General features: G+C 69.3%; 14 protein-coding genes and 1 pseudogene. 10 read left to right on the forward strand and 5 right to left on the reverse strand.

What is annotated here, in order from left to right; all coding sequences use genetic code 11:
• Nucleotides 1–45 precede the first annotated feature (45 nt).
• The 3 genes from AC5Y31_RS13960 to AC5Y31_RS13970 all read right to left on the reverse strand — a co-directional run bounded on the left by AC5Y31_RS13960 (nt 46) and on the right by AC5Y31_RS13970 (nt 3,367).
• Nucleotides 46–1,410 (reverse strand): lytic transglycosylase domain-containing protein, encoded by a 1,365-nt coding sequence (locus AC5Y31_RS13960; RefSeq protein WP_499980986.1) that lies wholly within the window; start codon nt 1,408–1,410, stop codon nt 46–48.
• A gap of 119 nt (nt 1,411–1,529) precedes the next feature.
• Complete coding sequence (locus AC5Y31_RS13965; RefSeq protein ID WP_499980988.1) at nt 1,530–2,072, reverse strand: DUF1003 domain-containing protein; 543 nt, start codon at nt 2,070–2,072, stop codon at nt 1,530–1,532.
• Nucleotides 2,069–3,367: a magnesium transporter MgtE N-terminal domain-containing protein gene (locus AC5Y31_RS13970; RefSeq protein WP_065022596.1), complete on the reverse strand. Its 1,299-nt coding sequence runs from the start codon at nt 3,365–3,367 to the stop codon at nt 2,069–2,071. Before AC5Y31_RS13970 ends, AC5Y31_RS13965 begins: the two co-directional genes overlap by 4 nt.
• Before the next feature lie 24 nt (nt 3,368–3,391).
• Here AC5Y31_RS13970 and AC5Y31_RS13975 point away from each other — a divergent pair, with 24 nt between their 5' ends.
• Nucleotides 3,392–4,357: an HpcH/HpaI aldolase/citrate lyase family protein gene (locus AC5Y31_RS13975; protein ID WP_499980989.1), complete on the forward strand. Its 966-nt coding sequence runs from the start codon at nt 3,392–3,394 to the stop codon at nt 4,355–4,357.
• A 22-nt stretch (nt 4,358–4,379) separates the two neighbouring features.
• Here AC5Y31_RS13975 and AC5Y31_RS13980 read toward each other — a convergent pair whose 3' ends face one another.
• On the reverse strand, nt 4,380–5,000 hold the full coding sequence (locus AC5Y31_RS13980; RefSeq protein WP_499980990.1) for a DUF4190 domain-containing protein: 621 nt from the start codon (nt 4,998–5,000) through the stop codon (nt 4,380–4,382).
• 78 nt (nt 5,001–5,078) lie between these two features.
• Here AC5Y31_RS13980 and AC5Y31_RS13985 point away from each other — a divergent pair, with 78 nt between their 5' ends.
• The 6 genes from AC5Y31_RS13985 to AC5Y31_RS14010 all read left to right on the forward strand — a co-directional run bounded on the left by AC5Y31_RS13985 (nt 5,079) and on the right by AC5Y31_RS14010 (nt 10,566).
• On the forward strand, nt 5,079–5,606 hold the full coding sequence (locus AC5Y31_RS13985) for a YflT domain-containing protein (protein ID WP_065022599.1): 528 nt from the start codon (nt 5,079–5,081) through the stop codon (nt 5,604–5,606).
• Nucleotides 5,607–5,679: 73 nt separating this feature from the next.
• Nucleotides 5,680–7,101, forward strand: coding sequence for an ABC transporter substrate-binding protein (locus tag AC5Y31_RS13990; protein ID WP_499980992.1), 1,422 nt, complete (start codon nt 5,680–5,682; stop codon nt 7,099–7,101).
• Nucleotides 7,098–7,979, forward strand: coding sequence for a carbohydrate ABC transporter permease (locus AC5Y31_RS13995; RefSeq protein ID WP_499980993.1), 882 nt, complete (start codon nt 7,098–7,100; stop codon nt 7,977–7,979). The genes AC5Y31_RS13990 and AC5Y31_RS13995 overlap by 4 nt, the downstream gene beginning before the upstream one ends.
• Nucleotides 7,976–8,803 (forward strand): carbohydrate ABC transporter permease, encoded by an 828-nt coding sequence (locus AC5Y31_RS14000; protein WP_499980994.1) that lies wholly within the window; start codon nt 7,976–7,978, stop codon nt 8,801–8,803. The genes AC5Y31_RS13995 and AC5Y31_RS14000 overlap by 4 nt, the downstream gene beginning before the upstream one ends.
• 4 nt (nt 8,804–8,807) lie before the next feature.
• Nucleotides 8,808–9,953, forward strand: a complete 1,146-nt coding sequence (locus AC5Y31_RS14005) for an ABC transporter ATP-binding protein (protein WP_499980996.1) — start codon at nt 8,808–8,810, stop codon at nt 9,951–9,953.
• A gap of 7 nt (nt 9,954–9,960) precedes the next feature.
• On the forward strand, nt 9,961–10,566 hold the full coding sequence (locus AC5Y31_RS14010) for a suppressor of fused domain protein (protein ID WP_065022603.1): 606 nt from the start codon (nt 9,961–9,963) through the stop codon (nt 10,564–10,566).
• A gap of 79 nt (nt 10,567–10,645) precedes the next feature.
• Here AC5Y31_RS14010 and corA read toward each other — a convergent pair.
• Nucleotides 10,646–11,662 (reverse strand): annotated as a pseudogene (corA, locus tag AC5Y31_RS14015) (magnesium/cobalt transporter CorA); the annotation flags it as partial.
• Between the two features lie 187 nt (nt 11,663–11,849).
• Between corA and AC5Y31_RS14020 the strand changes: the two are divergent.
• From AC5Y31_RS14020 to AC5Y31_RS14030, 3 genes are all read left to right on the forward strand, one after another.
• A complete protein-coding gene (locus AC5Y31_RS14020; protein ID WP_499980997.1) occupies nt 11,850–12,839 on the forward strand; it encodes a malate dehydrogenase in 990 nt (329 codons plus the stop codon).
• Between the two features lie 130 nt (nt 12,840–12,969).
• Nucleotides 12,970–14,154, forward strand: a complete 1,185-nt coding sequence (locus AC5Y31_RS14025) for an NAD(P)-dependent malic enzyme (RefSeq protein ID WP_499980999.1) — start codon at nt 12,970–12,972, stop codon at nt 14,152–14,154.
• A 7-nt stretch (nt 14,155–14,161) separates the two neighbouring features.
• Nucleotides 14,162–15,019: a glycine betaine ABC transporter substrate-binding protein gene (locus AC5Y31_RS14030; protein WP_499981000.1), complete on the forward strand. Its 858-nt coding sequence runs from the start codon at nt 14,162–14,164 to the stop codon at nt 15,017–15,019.
• Nucleotides 15,020–15,024 lie beyond the last annotated feature (5 nt).

Below are 15,024 nucleotides of genomic sequence, written 5' to 3' on the forward strand. Positions count from 1 at the left end.
GACGAGTCTAGGCCAGTGGGCGACAGCCCCTCACCGCGATCTCGGTCAGGCCGGCGGGCCGGCCTGCGGCGCTTCCGGGGGCGTGCCCGCGGGAACGGGCGGAGCCGCGACCGCGGGGGCCTGGGCCTGGGGTGCGGGTGGTTCGTCGGCGGCCATCGGGGCGGGCGGGACGGCGTCGGCCGGCATCGGCGCGGGCGCCGGCTGCGGCGCGTCCGGGGGACCGAAAGGTGCCGGTGGGACGGCATTGGGTGGTCCCGCCGGGGTGGTGCCGGCCTGCGGCTCCAGGCAGATCATCCGGCACGCCGCCGAGGGACGCGGCAGCTGTTGTTGCTGCCGCTGCTCGGGGGAGGCCATCCACGGCGGGAGCCAGGGCACGTTGGCCAGCTGGTTCTCCATGCTCGGCTGACCCAGGTCGATCAGGGAGGATCCGGCGGTCTGCTGGATCGGCGACATCCCGTGCATGCTGAACGATTCCGGCCCGAGGCCCTCCGGGTGTCCCAGGTGCTCGAGGTGCAGGTCCGCGATCGGCGGCGCCGGACCGATGATCGGCGGCAGATCCACCGGCGCCACCCCGGTGGCGTAGGCCGCCGCCCAGCCCATCACGTTCTCGGCATAAGCCATCGAGTTGTTGTAGCGCAGGATCGCGGTCAGGACATGCGACTGCTCGCGCAGGTTGAGTCCGCCGCTGCACAGGTACCGCGCTGCCGCCAGCGTCGCGTCGTAGACGTTCTGCGGGTCGGCGCGGCCGTCGCCGTCACCGTCGGCGGCGTAGCGCGACCAGGTTCCCGGCAGAAACTGCATCGGCCCCATGGCGCGGGCGTAGACGACTCGTCCGGGAGCACTGCTGGCCACGATGACCTCGTTGCCCGGCAGCGTCCCGTCCAGCGCCGGTCCGTAGATCGGCTGCAGCGCGGTGCCGCGCGCGTCAGTGGCGCCGCCGTTGGCATGCGCCGACTCGATGCGGCCGATCCCGGCCAGCAGATTCCAGCTGATCCCACATTCGGGGGCGGCGACCGACATCTGATGTTCGGCGTTGCGGTAGGCCGCCAGCGCCGTCTTGGGGATGCCCAGGGTGCCCGGCGCGTAGACGACGGCCGCCGGCGGCGCCGCCGGGGCGCCCGCCGCCACGCGCACGTTCGGCTGGGCACGCTGCACCGCGACGACGGCTGGACCCGACGAGCGCCCGGAGGACCCGGGGGATGAAGTGTGCACCGCCGCCAGCGGGGTCACCGCGGCGTTGCGCAGGGGGAGCGAGCTCGACGGGGAGCGCGGCGTTGCACCCACGGCACCGGCGAACACCAACGGGGTGATGAACGCCAGGCCGAACGCGGGGCGCAGCGCAGCACGGGCTGCCCGCCGCCATCTGGCCGCGCGGGACAGGTGCTCGGCTGCACCGCCCCCTGTAGGCACTCGACCGCCCCTTGTCCGCCTCGGAAAGGCGTTGGAAAAGCCTCGGAAACGCCTGGGTGAAGCCGCTTCCGCTTCGTGAACTAGGTCACCATACCTAACACCGGTCTCGCTGGTGTCGGTTATGCCCGTCCGTCACGCGGTAGAGCCGAGCGGGCGGGTGCGGACTCCGGGCCGGCCAGGTCGGACTCGGGCCGCATCTCCTCGAGCAATTCCCGGACCCGCTCGAGCTCGTGGTGCAGGTAATCGCGGGTGGCGACCTCGCCGACCGCCAACCGCAACGACGCCAGTTCGCGGGCCAGGTACTCGGTGTCGGCCTTGGTCTGCGCGGCGCGGCGGCGGTCTTCGTCGAGGCTGACCCGGTCACGGTTCTCCTGCCGGTTCTGGGCCAGCAGGATCAGCGGTGCGGCGTAGGCGGCCTGGGTGGAGAACGCCAGGTTGAGCAGGATGAACGGGTAGGGGTCCCACTTCAGACTGACCGCGTAGACGTTCAGCAGAATCCAGCCCACCACCAGCACGGTCTGAATGGCCAGGTAGCGCCCGGTGCCGAAGAACCGTGCCACCCCCTCGGTGAACCGGCCCAGCGCATCCGGGTCCATCCGCAGGCCGGGCAGCCGTGAGGTGCGCGGGGTGGAGAGCCGCTGCGATGACGAGCGGTCGGTCATGACGGCCTCCCGGCGAGTTTCGGCCCCAGGTCCGGCTCGGGGGTTTCGCGCCAGTCGCGCGGCAGCAGGTGGTCCAGCACGTCGTCGACCGTCACCGCGCCCAGCAGGTGATTCTGTTCGTCGAGCACCGGCCCGCAGACCAGATTGTAGGCGGCGAAGTAGCGGGTCAGCTCCGCCAGCGACACCTCCGGGTTCAGCACCGGCAGGTCGGAGTCGACGAATCCGCCGATGAGTTCGGCCGGTGGCACCCGCAGCAACCGCTGCAGCGGAACACAGCCCAGGTAGTGGCCGGTCGGCGTGGCCGTAGGCGCCCGGGTGACGAACACCAGCGACGACAGCGCCGGGGTCAGGTCGGGGTCCCGGACCCGGGCCAGCGCCTCGGCGACCGAGGTGTCGGCGGTCAGCACCACCGGGTTGGACGTCATCAACCCGCCCGCGGTGTCGGGGGAGTGCTCCAGCAGGCGGCGCACCGGATCGGAATCGTCCGGGTCCATCCGCGCCAGCAGCGCCTCGGCCTCGGTCGGGTTCATCGCCCCCAGCAGGTCGGCGGCGTCGTCGGGATCCATTTCCTCCAAGACATCGGCGGCGCGTTCGGTGCCCAGCTGACCCAGCACGACGGTCTGGCGCTCTTCCGGGAGTTCCTGCAGGATGTCGGCCAGTCGCGCGTTGTCCAGCGCGTTGATCACCTCGTAGCGGCGCTTGGGCGGCAGCTCGCGGATCGCGTCGGCCACCTCGATCGGCCGCCAGCCCTCGAATTGCTGCAGCAGCTGGGCCACGCCCTGTCCGGGCATGGCCAGAGCGGAGGGGGTCAGGCCCTGCACGTTGCGCCAGTCCACGATGTGTACGGCGGCGCGCCGGCCCAGCCGTCGGGAGTGCCGCACCGCGATCCGCGTCACCAGCCAGTCGCGCGTGCGGCTCTGCTCGATGGCCAGGTCGGTGATCGTCACGTCGACGTCGGCCAACTCCGGCAGCTCGGGATCGGTGACGCGGACCTTGGTGTCGAGAACCTGCCCCAGCGCCAGCACCTCACCGGGCCGCTGATCGAACTTGCGCAGTGACACCGTTCCGGTGTTGAGCGTCACCGCGTTGGGCTCGATCGCCGCGACCCGCAGAATCGGGACGAAAATGCGTCTGCGGGTGGGCAATTCGACGACGAGTCCCAACACACGCGGCTGCTGACGCACGATGCTGAGACTGAGCACCACATCGCGCACCCGGCCAACGGATTCGCCGAACGGGCCCAGCACCAGCATCCGCGCGAGCCGCGCTGCGTAAACCCTGTTGCTCGACGCCATGGTTGAAAGGGTAGGAGTGTTTAGGTGACCAACGCATATCGCCCCCGCCGTACCTGCCTGTCGGTGCCCGGCAGCAGTCAGAAGATGATCGACAAGGCCAAGGGTCTGCCCGCCGACGAGATCTTCCTCGATTTGGAGGACGCCGTTGCCCCGGCCGCCAAGGAGCAGGCTCGGACCCGAGTGGCCGAAGCGCTCACCGCACCAGGCTGGACGGCGCCGTTGCTGGGCGTGCGGGTCAACGACTGGACCACGCCGTGGACCCACGCGGATCTGATCGAGGTGGTCTCGGCCGTCGGCGTCGCCGGGTCCCGCCTGGATGTGGTGGTGTTGCCCAAGGTGTCCGACGCCTCCCACGTGCAGGCCCTCGACCTGCTGTTGACCCAGTTGGAGACGGTGCACGACCTGCCGGTCGGGCAGATCGGCATCGACGCCCAGATCGAGGACGCCCGCGGCCTGACCAACATCAACGCCATCGCCGCCGCGCCCCGCGTGCAGGCGCTGGTGCTCGGTCCGGCCGACCTGATGGCCAGCCTCAACACCCGCACCCTGGAGGTCGGCGAGCAGCCCGAGGGTTACACCGAAGGAGACGCCTACCACCATGTGCTGATGACGATCCTGGTCGCCGCGCGCGCCCACGGGATCGCCGCCGTCGACGGCCCCTATCTGAAGGTCCGCGACGTCGAGGCGTTCCGGCGGGTGGCCGGGCGTTCGGCCGCCCTCGGGTTTGACGGCAAATGGGTGCTGCACCCCGACCAGATCGCGGCGGGCAACGAGATCTTCAGTCCCAGGCAGGCCGAGTATGACCATGCCGAGCTGATCCTGGAGGCCTACGCCTGGCACACCTCGCACGCCGGCGGCGCCCGCGGCGCGGTGATGCTCGGCGACGAGATGCTCGACGAGGCCAGCCGCAAGATGGCATTGGTGGTGGCCGGCAAGGGCCGCGCGGCCGGAATGCGCCGGGAGGCACCGCCGTTCGAGCCGCCAGCCTGAAGGACGGCCGGCATCAAGGCCGTCAGTGCAGCGCGACCATCGCGAGGATGAACGAGAGCACGACCGCGACAGCGCCGACGGCGGTGCCGGCCACCGCCATGCCATGGCCGGCCTCACCGGTCCGCTTGATCTGGCTGAGCGCGACGACACCCAGCACCACGCCGACGATCCCCAGCGGCCAGAACAGTAGGCCGAGCAAGGCGACCACCAGGGAGCTGACCGCCAAGACGTTGGTCTTCTGCGGCTGGCCCGGATTGAAGTAGCCGCCCGGATACGGCGTGCCGTAGCCGCCCGGCGGGTAGCCCGGTGGTGTGCCGTAGCCGGTGGGGTAGCCGGGTGCGCCGAAGCCCGGGTAGTCGCCCGGTGCGCCGTAACCCGGCGGCGGCGGATAGCCGCCGGGCGGTGCGTCGTAGCGCGGCTGAGCCGGATAGCCGCCTGCCGGCGGGGGCGGTGGGTAGCCGCCGGGCGGTGGAGGCGGAGGGTAGCCGCTCGGCGGGTAATTCGGTGGCGGAGGAGAATAACCATCGAAGCCCGACGGATAGGGCCAGCCGCCCTGTTCAGGCCCGGACGGGCCCGGCGCAGCCCAGGGTTGATCGGCATTGGCTCGTGGATTCTCGCCAGAATCCTCGCCGGGAGCTGTCATGCTGTTCAACCTAGCGGATTCGCCGGGACCGGCCTGTTGTCCGACAGTCGCTTCCCGGTGCGAGGAGAGAGAAATCCCATGACCAGCCCTTTTCAGTCCGGACAGACCCCCGATCCGCTCGGTGGGGCGGCAGCCTCGGGCCGGCGTGACGCGGCCCGGCTGCCCACGCCGCCCAAAGGCTGGCCGATCGGGGCATATCCCACCTACGCCGAGGCGCAGCGCGCGGTGGACTACCTGTCCGATCAACAGTTTCCGGTGCACCAGGTGACCATCGTCGGTGTCGACCTGATGCAGGTCGAACGGGTCACCGGTCGGCTCACCTGGCCCAAGGTGCTCGGCGGCGGGGTGCTGACCGGGGCGTGGCTGGGCCTGTTCATCGGCCTGGTGCTGGGCATCTTCAGTGCCAACCCCACCCAGGCATTGGTGACCGGTTTGATCGCCGGCGTCTTCTTCGGTCTGATCACCTCGTCGGTGCCCTACGCGATGGCCCGCGGCACAAGGGATTTCAGCTCGACCATGCAATTGGTGGCGGGGCGCTACGACGTGCTGTGTGACCCGCAGAGCGCCGAGCAGGGCCGGGACCTGTTGGCGAAGCTGACGCTCTGACTTCGCGTTGTTGCGTAGCGCGGCCGGGCGGCCTTACCGTCGTGGCACGAAGCGGCAACGGGAGGCGGGTGGGGTGGCGAGTCGGCGCGGTCGCGTACGGCGGCTGGGCGCGGCCGCGCTGGCGGCGCTGAGCGTCGCCTCGGCGGGAGCGGCCTGCGGCTCGGCCGGACACGCCGGTGACGGCCTGGTGATCAGTGTGTACACCCCGGCCAACGACACGGCCACCTTCCGGGCCATCGCCGCGCGCTGTACCGAACAGACCGGTGGACGCTACCGGATTCAGCAGTTCAGCCTGCCGAGAGCCGCCGACGACCAGCGCCTGCAATTGGCCCGTCGGCTCACCGGGAACGACCGCACGCTGGACGTGATGGGCCTGGATGTGGTGTGGACCGCCGAGTTCGCCGAGGCCGGCTGGGCGCTGCCGCTGTCGGCCGACCCGGCCGGAAAAGCCGAAGCCGATGTCGCAGACGACACCCTGCCGGGGCCGCTGGCGACCGCCCGCTGGCGAGACCGGCTCTATGCCGCCCCGCTCATCACCAATACCCAATTGCTCTGGTACCGACCAGATCTGATGAGCACTGCCCCGGCGACCTGGGACGGGATGGTCGCCGAGGCGGTGCGGTTGCACACCGCCGGCGAGCCGAGCTGGATCGCGGTGCAGGCCAAGCAATATGAGGGCCTGGTGGTGTGGTTCAACACCCTGCTGGCCAGCGCCGGGGGCCGCGTGCTCGACGACGACGGCAAGACGGTCACCCTGACCGACACCGCCGAACACCGGGCCGCCACCGTCGCCGCACTGCGGATCATGCAGGCGGTGGCGAGGGCGCCGGGTGCTGATCCGTCGATCACCCAGAGTGACGAGGGCACCGCTCGGCTGGCGTTCGAGCAGGGCAAGGCGGCACTGGAGGTCAACTGGCCGTTCGTGCTGCCGTCCATGCTGGAGAACGCGGTCAAGGGCGGCGTGGGGTTCCTGCCGCTGGACCGGCGGCCGGATCTGGCCGGCAGCATCAACGGTGTGGGCTCGTTCGCGCCCAGCGACGAGCAGTACCGGATCGCCTACGAGGCCAGCCGCCAGGTGCTCGGATTCGCGCCGTATCCGGCAGTCTTCCCGGGCCATCCGGCCAAGGTGACCCTGGGCGGGCTGAACCTGGCGGTGGCCAGGACCAGCCGTCATCGCGCGGAGGCGTTCGAGGCGGTGCGTTGCCTGCGCGACGCGGCCAACCAGAAATATGTCGCGATCGAGGGCGGCCTGCCCGCGGTGCGCGCCTCGGTGTACTCCGACCCGCAATTTCAGCAGAAGTACCCGCACCACAACCTGATTCGCGACCAACTCACCCACGCCGCGGTGCGCCCGGCCACACCGGTCTATCAGGCGGTGTCCACCCGCATCTCGGCGACGCTGGCACCGATCACCGCGATCGACCCGGAGCGCACCGCCGACGAGCTTGCCGTGCAGGTGCAAAAGGCCATCGACGGCAAGGGGTTGATCCCGTGACCGCGCACGCCGACGAGAGGTCACAGCGCCGGCTGGCCCTCGTGCTCGTCGCCCCGGCGGTGATCCTGATGCTGGCGGTGACGGCCTACCCGATCGGCTACGCGATCTGGTTGAGCCTGCTGCGCTACAACCTGGCCACGCCGGATGACACCGCGTTCGTCGGCTTGGCCAACTACCAGACCACCTTGGCCGACTCCTACTGGTGGACCGCCTTCGCGGTGACGCTGGGTATCACCGTCGTCTCGGTGGCCATCGAATTCGTGCTGGGGCTGGGGCTGGCGCTGGTGATGCACCGCAGCCTGTTCGCCAAGGGGATGGTGCGCACCGCGGTGCTGGTGCCCTACGGCATCGTCACGGTGGCCGCCGCCTACAGCTGGTACTACGCCTGGACTCCGGGCACCGGCTACCTGGCGAACCTGCTGCCGGCCGGCAGCGCGCCGCTGACCCATCAGCTCCCGTCGCTGGGCATCGTGGTGCTGGCCGAGGTGTGGAAGACGACGCCGTTCATGGCGCTGCTGCTGTTGGCCGGGTTGGCGTTGGTGCCCGAGGACCTGCTCAAGGCGGCGCAGGTCGACGGCGCGGGCGCCTGGCGGCGCCTGGTCAAGGTCATCCTGCCGATGATGAAACCCGCCATCCTGGTGGCCCTGTTGTTCCGCACCCTGGACGCGTTCCGGATCTTCGACAACATCTACGTGCTCACCAACGGCTCCAACAACACCGGTTCGGTGTCGATCCTGGGCTACGACAACCTGTTCAAGGGCTTCAATGTGGGGTTGGGTTCGGCGATCTCGGTGCTGATCTTCGTTTGTGTCGCGTTGATCGCTTGGGTGTTCGTCAAGGTGTTCGGCGCCGCGGCGCCGGGATCGGACCAGAAATGACCGATGTTCGCCGCCGCGCGGCCTGGCTGATCATCGATGTGGCGGTGGTGGTCTACGCACTGGTGCCGGTGTTGTGGATCCTGTCGCTGTCGCTCAAGCCGACTTCGACGGTGAAGGACGGCAAACTGATTCCGTCGTCGGTGACCTTGGACAACTACCGCGGCATCTTCGCCGGGGACGTGTTCGGCTCGGCGCTGGTCAACTCGGTGGGCATCGGGCTGATCACCACGGTGATCGCGGTGGTGATCGGCGCAATGGCCGCCTACGCGGTGGCGCGGCTGGACTTCCCCGGCAAGCGGCTGCTGGTCGGGGCCGCACTGCTGATCGCGATGTTCCCCCAGATATCGCTGGTCACACCGATTTTCAACATCGAGCGGGCGACCGGGCTATTCGACACCTGGCCGGGGCTGATCATCCCCTACATCACCTTCGCGCTTCCGTTGGCGATCTACACCCTGTCGGCGTTCTTCCAAGAGATTCCGTGGGACCTGGAGAAGGCCGCCAAGATGGACGGCGCCACCCCCGGCCAGGCGTTCCGCAAGGTGATCGCGCCGCTGGCGGCGCCGGGCATCGTCACCGCGGCGATCCTGGTGTTCATCTTCGCCTGGAACGACCTGCTGCTGGCGTTGTCGCTGACGGCGACCAAAGCCTCGGTCACGGCGCCGGTGGCGATCGCCAACTTCACCGGCAGTTCGCAATTCGAGGAGCCGACCGGTTCCATCGCCGCGGGCGCGATGGTGATCACGGTGCCGATCATCATCTTTGTTCTAATCTTCCAGCGACGGATCGTGGCCGGACTGACCTCCGGTGCGGTGAAGGGATAGGCCGATGGCAGAGATCGAACTCTCGCACGTCACCAAGAGCTACCCCGACGGCGCCGTGGCGGTCAACGATCTGTCGCTGAGCATCGCCGACGGCGAGTTCATCATCCTGGTGGGTCCGTCGGGCTGCGGAAAATCCACGACGCTGAACATGATCGCCGGCCTGGAGGAGATCTCGTCGGGGGAGTTGCGGATCGGCGGCGAACGCGTCAACGAGCGCGCCCCCAAGGACCGCGACATCGCCATGGTGTTCCAGTCCTACGCCCTTTACCCGCACATGACGGTGCGGGGCAACATCGCGTTCCCGTTGACCCTGGCCAAGATGAAGAAGGCGCAGATCGCCGAGAAGGTGGCCGAAGTCGCCAAAATCCTTGATTTGACCGATTTTCTGGACCGCAAGCCGTCGCAGCTGTCCGGTGGGCAGCGTCAGCGCGTGGCCATGGGGCGAGCGATCGTGCGGCACCCCAAGGCATTCCTGATGGACGAGCCGCTGTCGAACCTGGACGCCAAGCTGCGGGTGCAGATGCGCAGCGAGATCGCCCGGCTGCAGCGGCGGCTGGGCACCACCACCGTCTACGTCACCCACGACCAGACCGAGGCGATGACGCTCGGAGACCGGGTGGTGGTGATGCATGGCGGAATCGCGCAGCAGATCGGCACTCCCGACGAGCTCTATGAGCGGCCCGCCAACCTGTTCGTCGCCGGGTTCGTCGGCTCGCCGGCGATGAACTTCTTCCCCGGCACCCTGACTGCGGCCGGCGCGCGACTGCCGTTCGGTGAGGTCCCGCTCGACGCGGCGACTCGCGACGCGATCGGCAAGCATCCGGCGCCGGCCGGCGGCGACGTGGTCATCGGGGTGCGTCCCGAACATCTCGGCGATGCCGGATTGCTCGATGATGCCCAGCGCGGGCGGGCGGTCACGTTCGGGGCCCGCGTCGACCTCGTCGAATCGCTGGGCGCCGACAAGTACCTGTACTTCACCCCGAACGAGCCGGCCGGGACGTCCGGTGAAACCGAACTGGTGGCACGGGTTCCCGCCGCGTCCAAGGCGGCCGGTGGGCAGCCCATCGAGCTGGCCCTCGACGCCGGCAAGGTGGTGGTGTTCGACGCCAAGTCCGGGGTGAACCTCAGCGTCGGACCGGCCGGACGGTGAACCGCCGGTGAGCGACGAGCTGGAGCGGGTGCGCGAACACCTGCGGGCGCATTTCACCGCCGCGGGCATCACCTCGCAGCCCGACGCCGCGCGCGTGACGTTCCTGGGTGTCGAGCCCATCGAGGTGTTGCGGTTCGGTCCCGGACCCGACCGGATGGTGCACTACGTCTCGGTGGGTTGCTCGCGGCATCCGATGGGCGATCCGGGCCAGATCCTGGCCGACCCGGTGCACGGCCCGCGCGCTGAAGTGGTTCTGCGCCTGCGGGTTTCGGGTTCTGATGTCGGGCTGGCCCGCAGCCTCGCCGCGGTGGCGGCCGCTCCGGTGGTGGAGGGCGTGGTGCTGGCGCCCGACGCGTTGATGGACCTCGGCGGGCCGCTGTGGACCCGGCAGTCGGGGGCGGTGCCGTTCACCGCGATGCTGCTGGGCGACAGCGATATCGCCGAGTTGCCGCTGGCGCAGCCGCGCGAACCGGTGCGGTTCTTCTCGGCCACCCCGATCACCGCGACCGAGGCGGCCTGGGTGCGGCTCAAGGGCGCCGACGCGATGCGGGAGGCCTGGCGGACCGACGGGGTGGACGTGTTCGACCCCGACCGCCGGGCCTCTGAACCCTAACCGCGAGCAGACACGAAAGCGCCCTTGGGCCGCGCAAATTGGGGGCTTTCATGTCTGCTCGCGAGGGAGACCGGGGCGCTTAGAGCCAGCCGTTGCGGCGGAACGCGCGATACAGCAGGGTGCAGATGCTCACCATCGCCACCAATACCACCGGGTAACTGAACGTCCAGTGCAGGGCGGGCATGTGGTCGAAGTTCATTCCGTAGATCCCGGCGATCATGGTGGGAACGGCGATGATGCCCGCCCAGGCCGACATCTTGCGCATATCGGTGTTCTGCTGCATTCCCACTCGCGCGAGCGCCGCCTGCACCAGCGAGCTGAGCATCTCGTCGTAGCTGGCGATCTGCTCGGCGGCGCGGGTCTGGTGGTCCCCGACGTCGCGCAGGTAGCGCCGCACCTCCTTGGAGATCAGATCCTTGTAGTCGGTCTGCATCCGCTGAAACGGAATCGACAGCGGCGCCACCGCGCGTCGCAGTTCCACGACTTCGCGTTTGATCTGGTAGATCGGTTCGACGTCGGTGCGGGTGCCCGGCGCGAACGCCACCTCCTCAATGGTGTCGATGTCGCTTTCCATCAGGTTGGTGACCTCGACGTAGCGGTCGACCACGTAGTCGGCGATGGCATGCATCACCGCGTACGGGCCCAAGCGAAGATGCTCGGGGTCGGCGTCCATTCGTTTGCGGACATTGGACAGGCCGCTGTGTTCGCCGTGGCGCACGGTGACGACGAAGTTCTTGCCGACGAAGATCATGATCTCGCCGGTCTCGACGATCTGGCGGGGGAGCACCACTGATTCGTGCGGGACGTAGTTGACGGTTTTGAGCACCAGGAACAGCGTCTCGTCGTAGCGCTCCAGCTTGGGCCGCTGGTGGGCATGCACGGCGTCCTCGACGGTCAGTTCGTGCAGGTCGAATGTCGCCGCCACCGCCTGCATCTGGCGCTCGTCGGGCTCGTGCAGTCCCACCCAGACGAACGCATTGCGGCCGCTCGCCTCGACGTCGCGCACCTTGGCCATCGCCCCGGCCGGGGTGAAGTCGCCGGCAATCCGGTCGCCGTCGGCATAGACGCCGCAGTCGATCAACACCCGGGGAACCGGGTCGCGCAACGCGGTCATGGCGCCCTCCCTCCCGGCACATGTGCCGGTGAAATGCTACGCGCCCAGAGCCAAAGTGACCGGTCAGCGCGGTTCGGTCGGGGTCCGGAGTTTCCGTGCCGCCGGCGGTGCGCTAGTTTCGACCCGGACCAATCCCAGCCAAGCCGACCCCGTTCGAGGAGCACTTGACGTGAGCACAACCCCACTGAAGGTGGCCGTCACCGGCGCCGCCGGCCAGATCGGCTACAGCCTGCTGTTCCGCCTGGCCAGTGGCTCGCTGCTGGGCCCCGACCGGCCGATCGAACTGCGTCTGCTGGAGATCGAGCCCGCGCTCAAGGCGCTCGAGGGCGTGGTGATGGAGCTCGACGACTGTGCCTTCCCGCTGCTGTCGGGGGTGCAGATCGGCTCGGATGCGAGCAAGATCTTCGACGGGGTGAACCTGGCGCTGCTGGTGGGCGCCCGCCCGCGCGGTCCTGGCATGGAGCGCAGCGACCTACTTGAGGCCAACGGCGCGATCTTCACCGCGCAGGGCAAGGCGCTCAACGCGGTCGCGGCCTCCGATATCCGCGTGGGTGTGACCGGTAACCCGGCCAACACCAACGCGCTGATCGCGATGACCAACGCCCCCGACATCCCCAAGGAGCGCTTCTCGGCGCTGACCCGCCTGGACCACAACCGGGCGATCTCGCAGCTGGCAGCCAAGACCGGCGCCAAGGTCACCGACGTCAAGAAGATGACGATCTGGGGCAACCACTCGGCCAGCCAGTACCCCGACATCTTCCACGCCGAGGTCGGCGGGCGTAACGCCGCCGAGGTCGTCGGTGACCAGGCCTGGATCGAGAACGACTTCATCCCGACCGTCGCCAAGCGTGGTGCGGCGATCATCGACGCCCGCGGTGCCTCCTCTGCCGCCTCGGCGGCCTCGGCCACCGTCGACGCCGCCCGGGACTGGCTGCTGGGCAGCCCGGACGGGGACTGGGTGTCGATGGCGGTGGTCTCCGACGGTTCCTACGGTGTGCCCGAGGGCCTGATCTCCTCGTTCCCGGTCACCACGAAGAACGGCGACTGGAGCATCGTGCAGGGCCTGGAGATCGACGACTTCTCCCGCGGCCGGATCGATGCCTCGACCGCGGAGTTGGCCGAGGAGCGCGAAGCGGTCACCGGGCTGGGATTGATTTAGCCCACAACGTCTGCCGACGCGGCCGGTTCGTCTCCTGGACGGACCGGCCGTGCTCGTTGGAACGTCATCCCGCCACGTCGGATGCGGCCGACCGAAGCGCCAGAGGACCGGCGCAGTACCCTTGCTGACGATGTCTGAGAACTCGTCTGCGACGCAGAACGCCCCGATGGTCATCGGCGATGAAGAGATCTTCGAGGCCCACCTGGGCGGGAAGATCGCGGTGGACCTGAAGAGCCCACTGGACACCCAGCGCGCGCTGTCGATCGCCTACACCCCCGGGGTGGCGCAGGTCAGCCGCGCCATCGCGGCAGATCACACGTTGGCAGCCCGCTACACCTGGGCGCACCGGCTGGTGGCGGTGGTCAGCGACGGCACCGCGGTGCTGGGGCTGGGTGACCTCGGTCCGGCCGCGTCACTGCCGGTGATGGAGGGCAAGGCCGCCCTGTTCAAGACATTCGCCAACCTGGACTCCATCCCGATCGTGCTGGACACCAAGGATCCCGACGAGATTGTGGAGACCCTGGTGCGGCTGCGGCCGACGTTCGGTGCGGTCAACCTGGAGGACATCTCCGCCCCGCGGTGCTTCGAGATCGAGCGCCGCGCGATCGAGGCACTGGACTGCCCGGTGATGCACGACGACCAGCACGGCACCGCGATCGTGGCGCTGGCGGCGCTGATGGGTGCGGCCAAGGTGCTGGGCCGGGACATCACGTCGCTTCGGGTGGTGGTGTCCGGCGCGGGCGCGGCCGGTGTGGCCTGCGCCAACATCCTGCTCTCGGTGGGCATCTCGGAGATGATCGTGCTGGATTCGCAGGGTGTATTGCACCCCGAGCGCACCGACATGAACAACGTCAAGGCCGAGCTCGCCCAGCGCACCAACCCCGACGGCCGCACCGGCGGATTGACCGAGGCTCTCGCCGGCGCCGACGTATTCCTGGGCGCCTCGGGAGGAGTGGTGCCCGAGGAGTTGATCGCGTCGATGAACCCCGGCGGTGTGGTGTTCGCGCTGTCCAATCCCGACCCGGAGATCCATCCCGAGTTGGCGGCCAAGTATGCGGCGGTGGTGGCGACCGGCCGCAGCGATTTCCCCAACCAGATCAACAATGTGCTGGCCTTCCCCGGCGTGTTCCGCGGTGCGCTGGACGCCGGCGCGCAGCGGATCACCGAGGCGATGAAATTGGCTGCCGCCGAGGCGATTTTCTCCGTCGTTGCCGACGACCTGGCGTCGGACCGGGTGGTGCCGAGCCCGCTGGACCCCCGGGTCGAACCGGCCGTTGCCGCGGCGGTCGCGGCGGCCGCCGGCTCAGCGTCCTGAGCCCGCGGTGCCCCGGCCGCACAGACAGCACCTGCGCCGACTGGTGCTGGCATGGGTGGCGCTGCTGATCGCAGGTTGCGGTGGCCACTCGCAACCCCCGACCTTGAGTGTCGGAATGTCACCGGACCCGCAATCGCAGGTTCTCGCCCATCTGTACGCCAGTGCTTTGCGCGGCACCGGCGCCGCGGTGCGCGTCGCACCGGTCGCCGACCCGGTCGCCGGGCTCGACACCGGAGATCTCACCGTCGTACCGGGCTTCACCGGCCGATTGCTGGCGGGATTCGCTCCGGATTCCACCGCGCGCTCGGACCGGCAGGTCTACTGGGCACTGGCCGGAGCGCTGCCGGAGGGCATCGCAGTCGGTGACTACGCCATGACCGCCACCGACAAGCCCGCGGTGGCCGTGACGAAAGCCACGGCGACGGCCTGGGGAGGCACCGATCTGCGCGCGCTGGTACGACACTGCGCCGCGCTGACCGTCGGCGCTGTCGCGGGCCGGCGGCCACCGGCCGCGGTGGGCCGGTGTACACCGGCGAAGTCACGCGAATTCCCCGATGACGCAGCGTTATTCGCGGCATTACGTAGCCGCCAGATCACTGCGGCGTGGACCAGCACCGCCGATCCCGGCGTTCCCGACGACGTCGTGCTGCTCGCCGACGGCCGGCCGGCGCTGGTGCGCGCGGAGAACGTCGTCCCGCTGTATCGGCGCAATGCGCTGAGCGAATCACAACTGCTGGCGATCAACCAGGTGGCCGGTGTGCTGGACACCGCTGCCCTGACCGACATGCGCCGCCAAGTCGAGGCTGGCGCCGACCCCCAGGCGGTGGTGGACGCCTTCTTGGACGAACACCCGCTGGGGCGGTAGCGCGG

The organism is Mycobacterium sp. NGS18, from assembly GCF_059813185.1.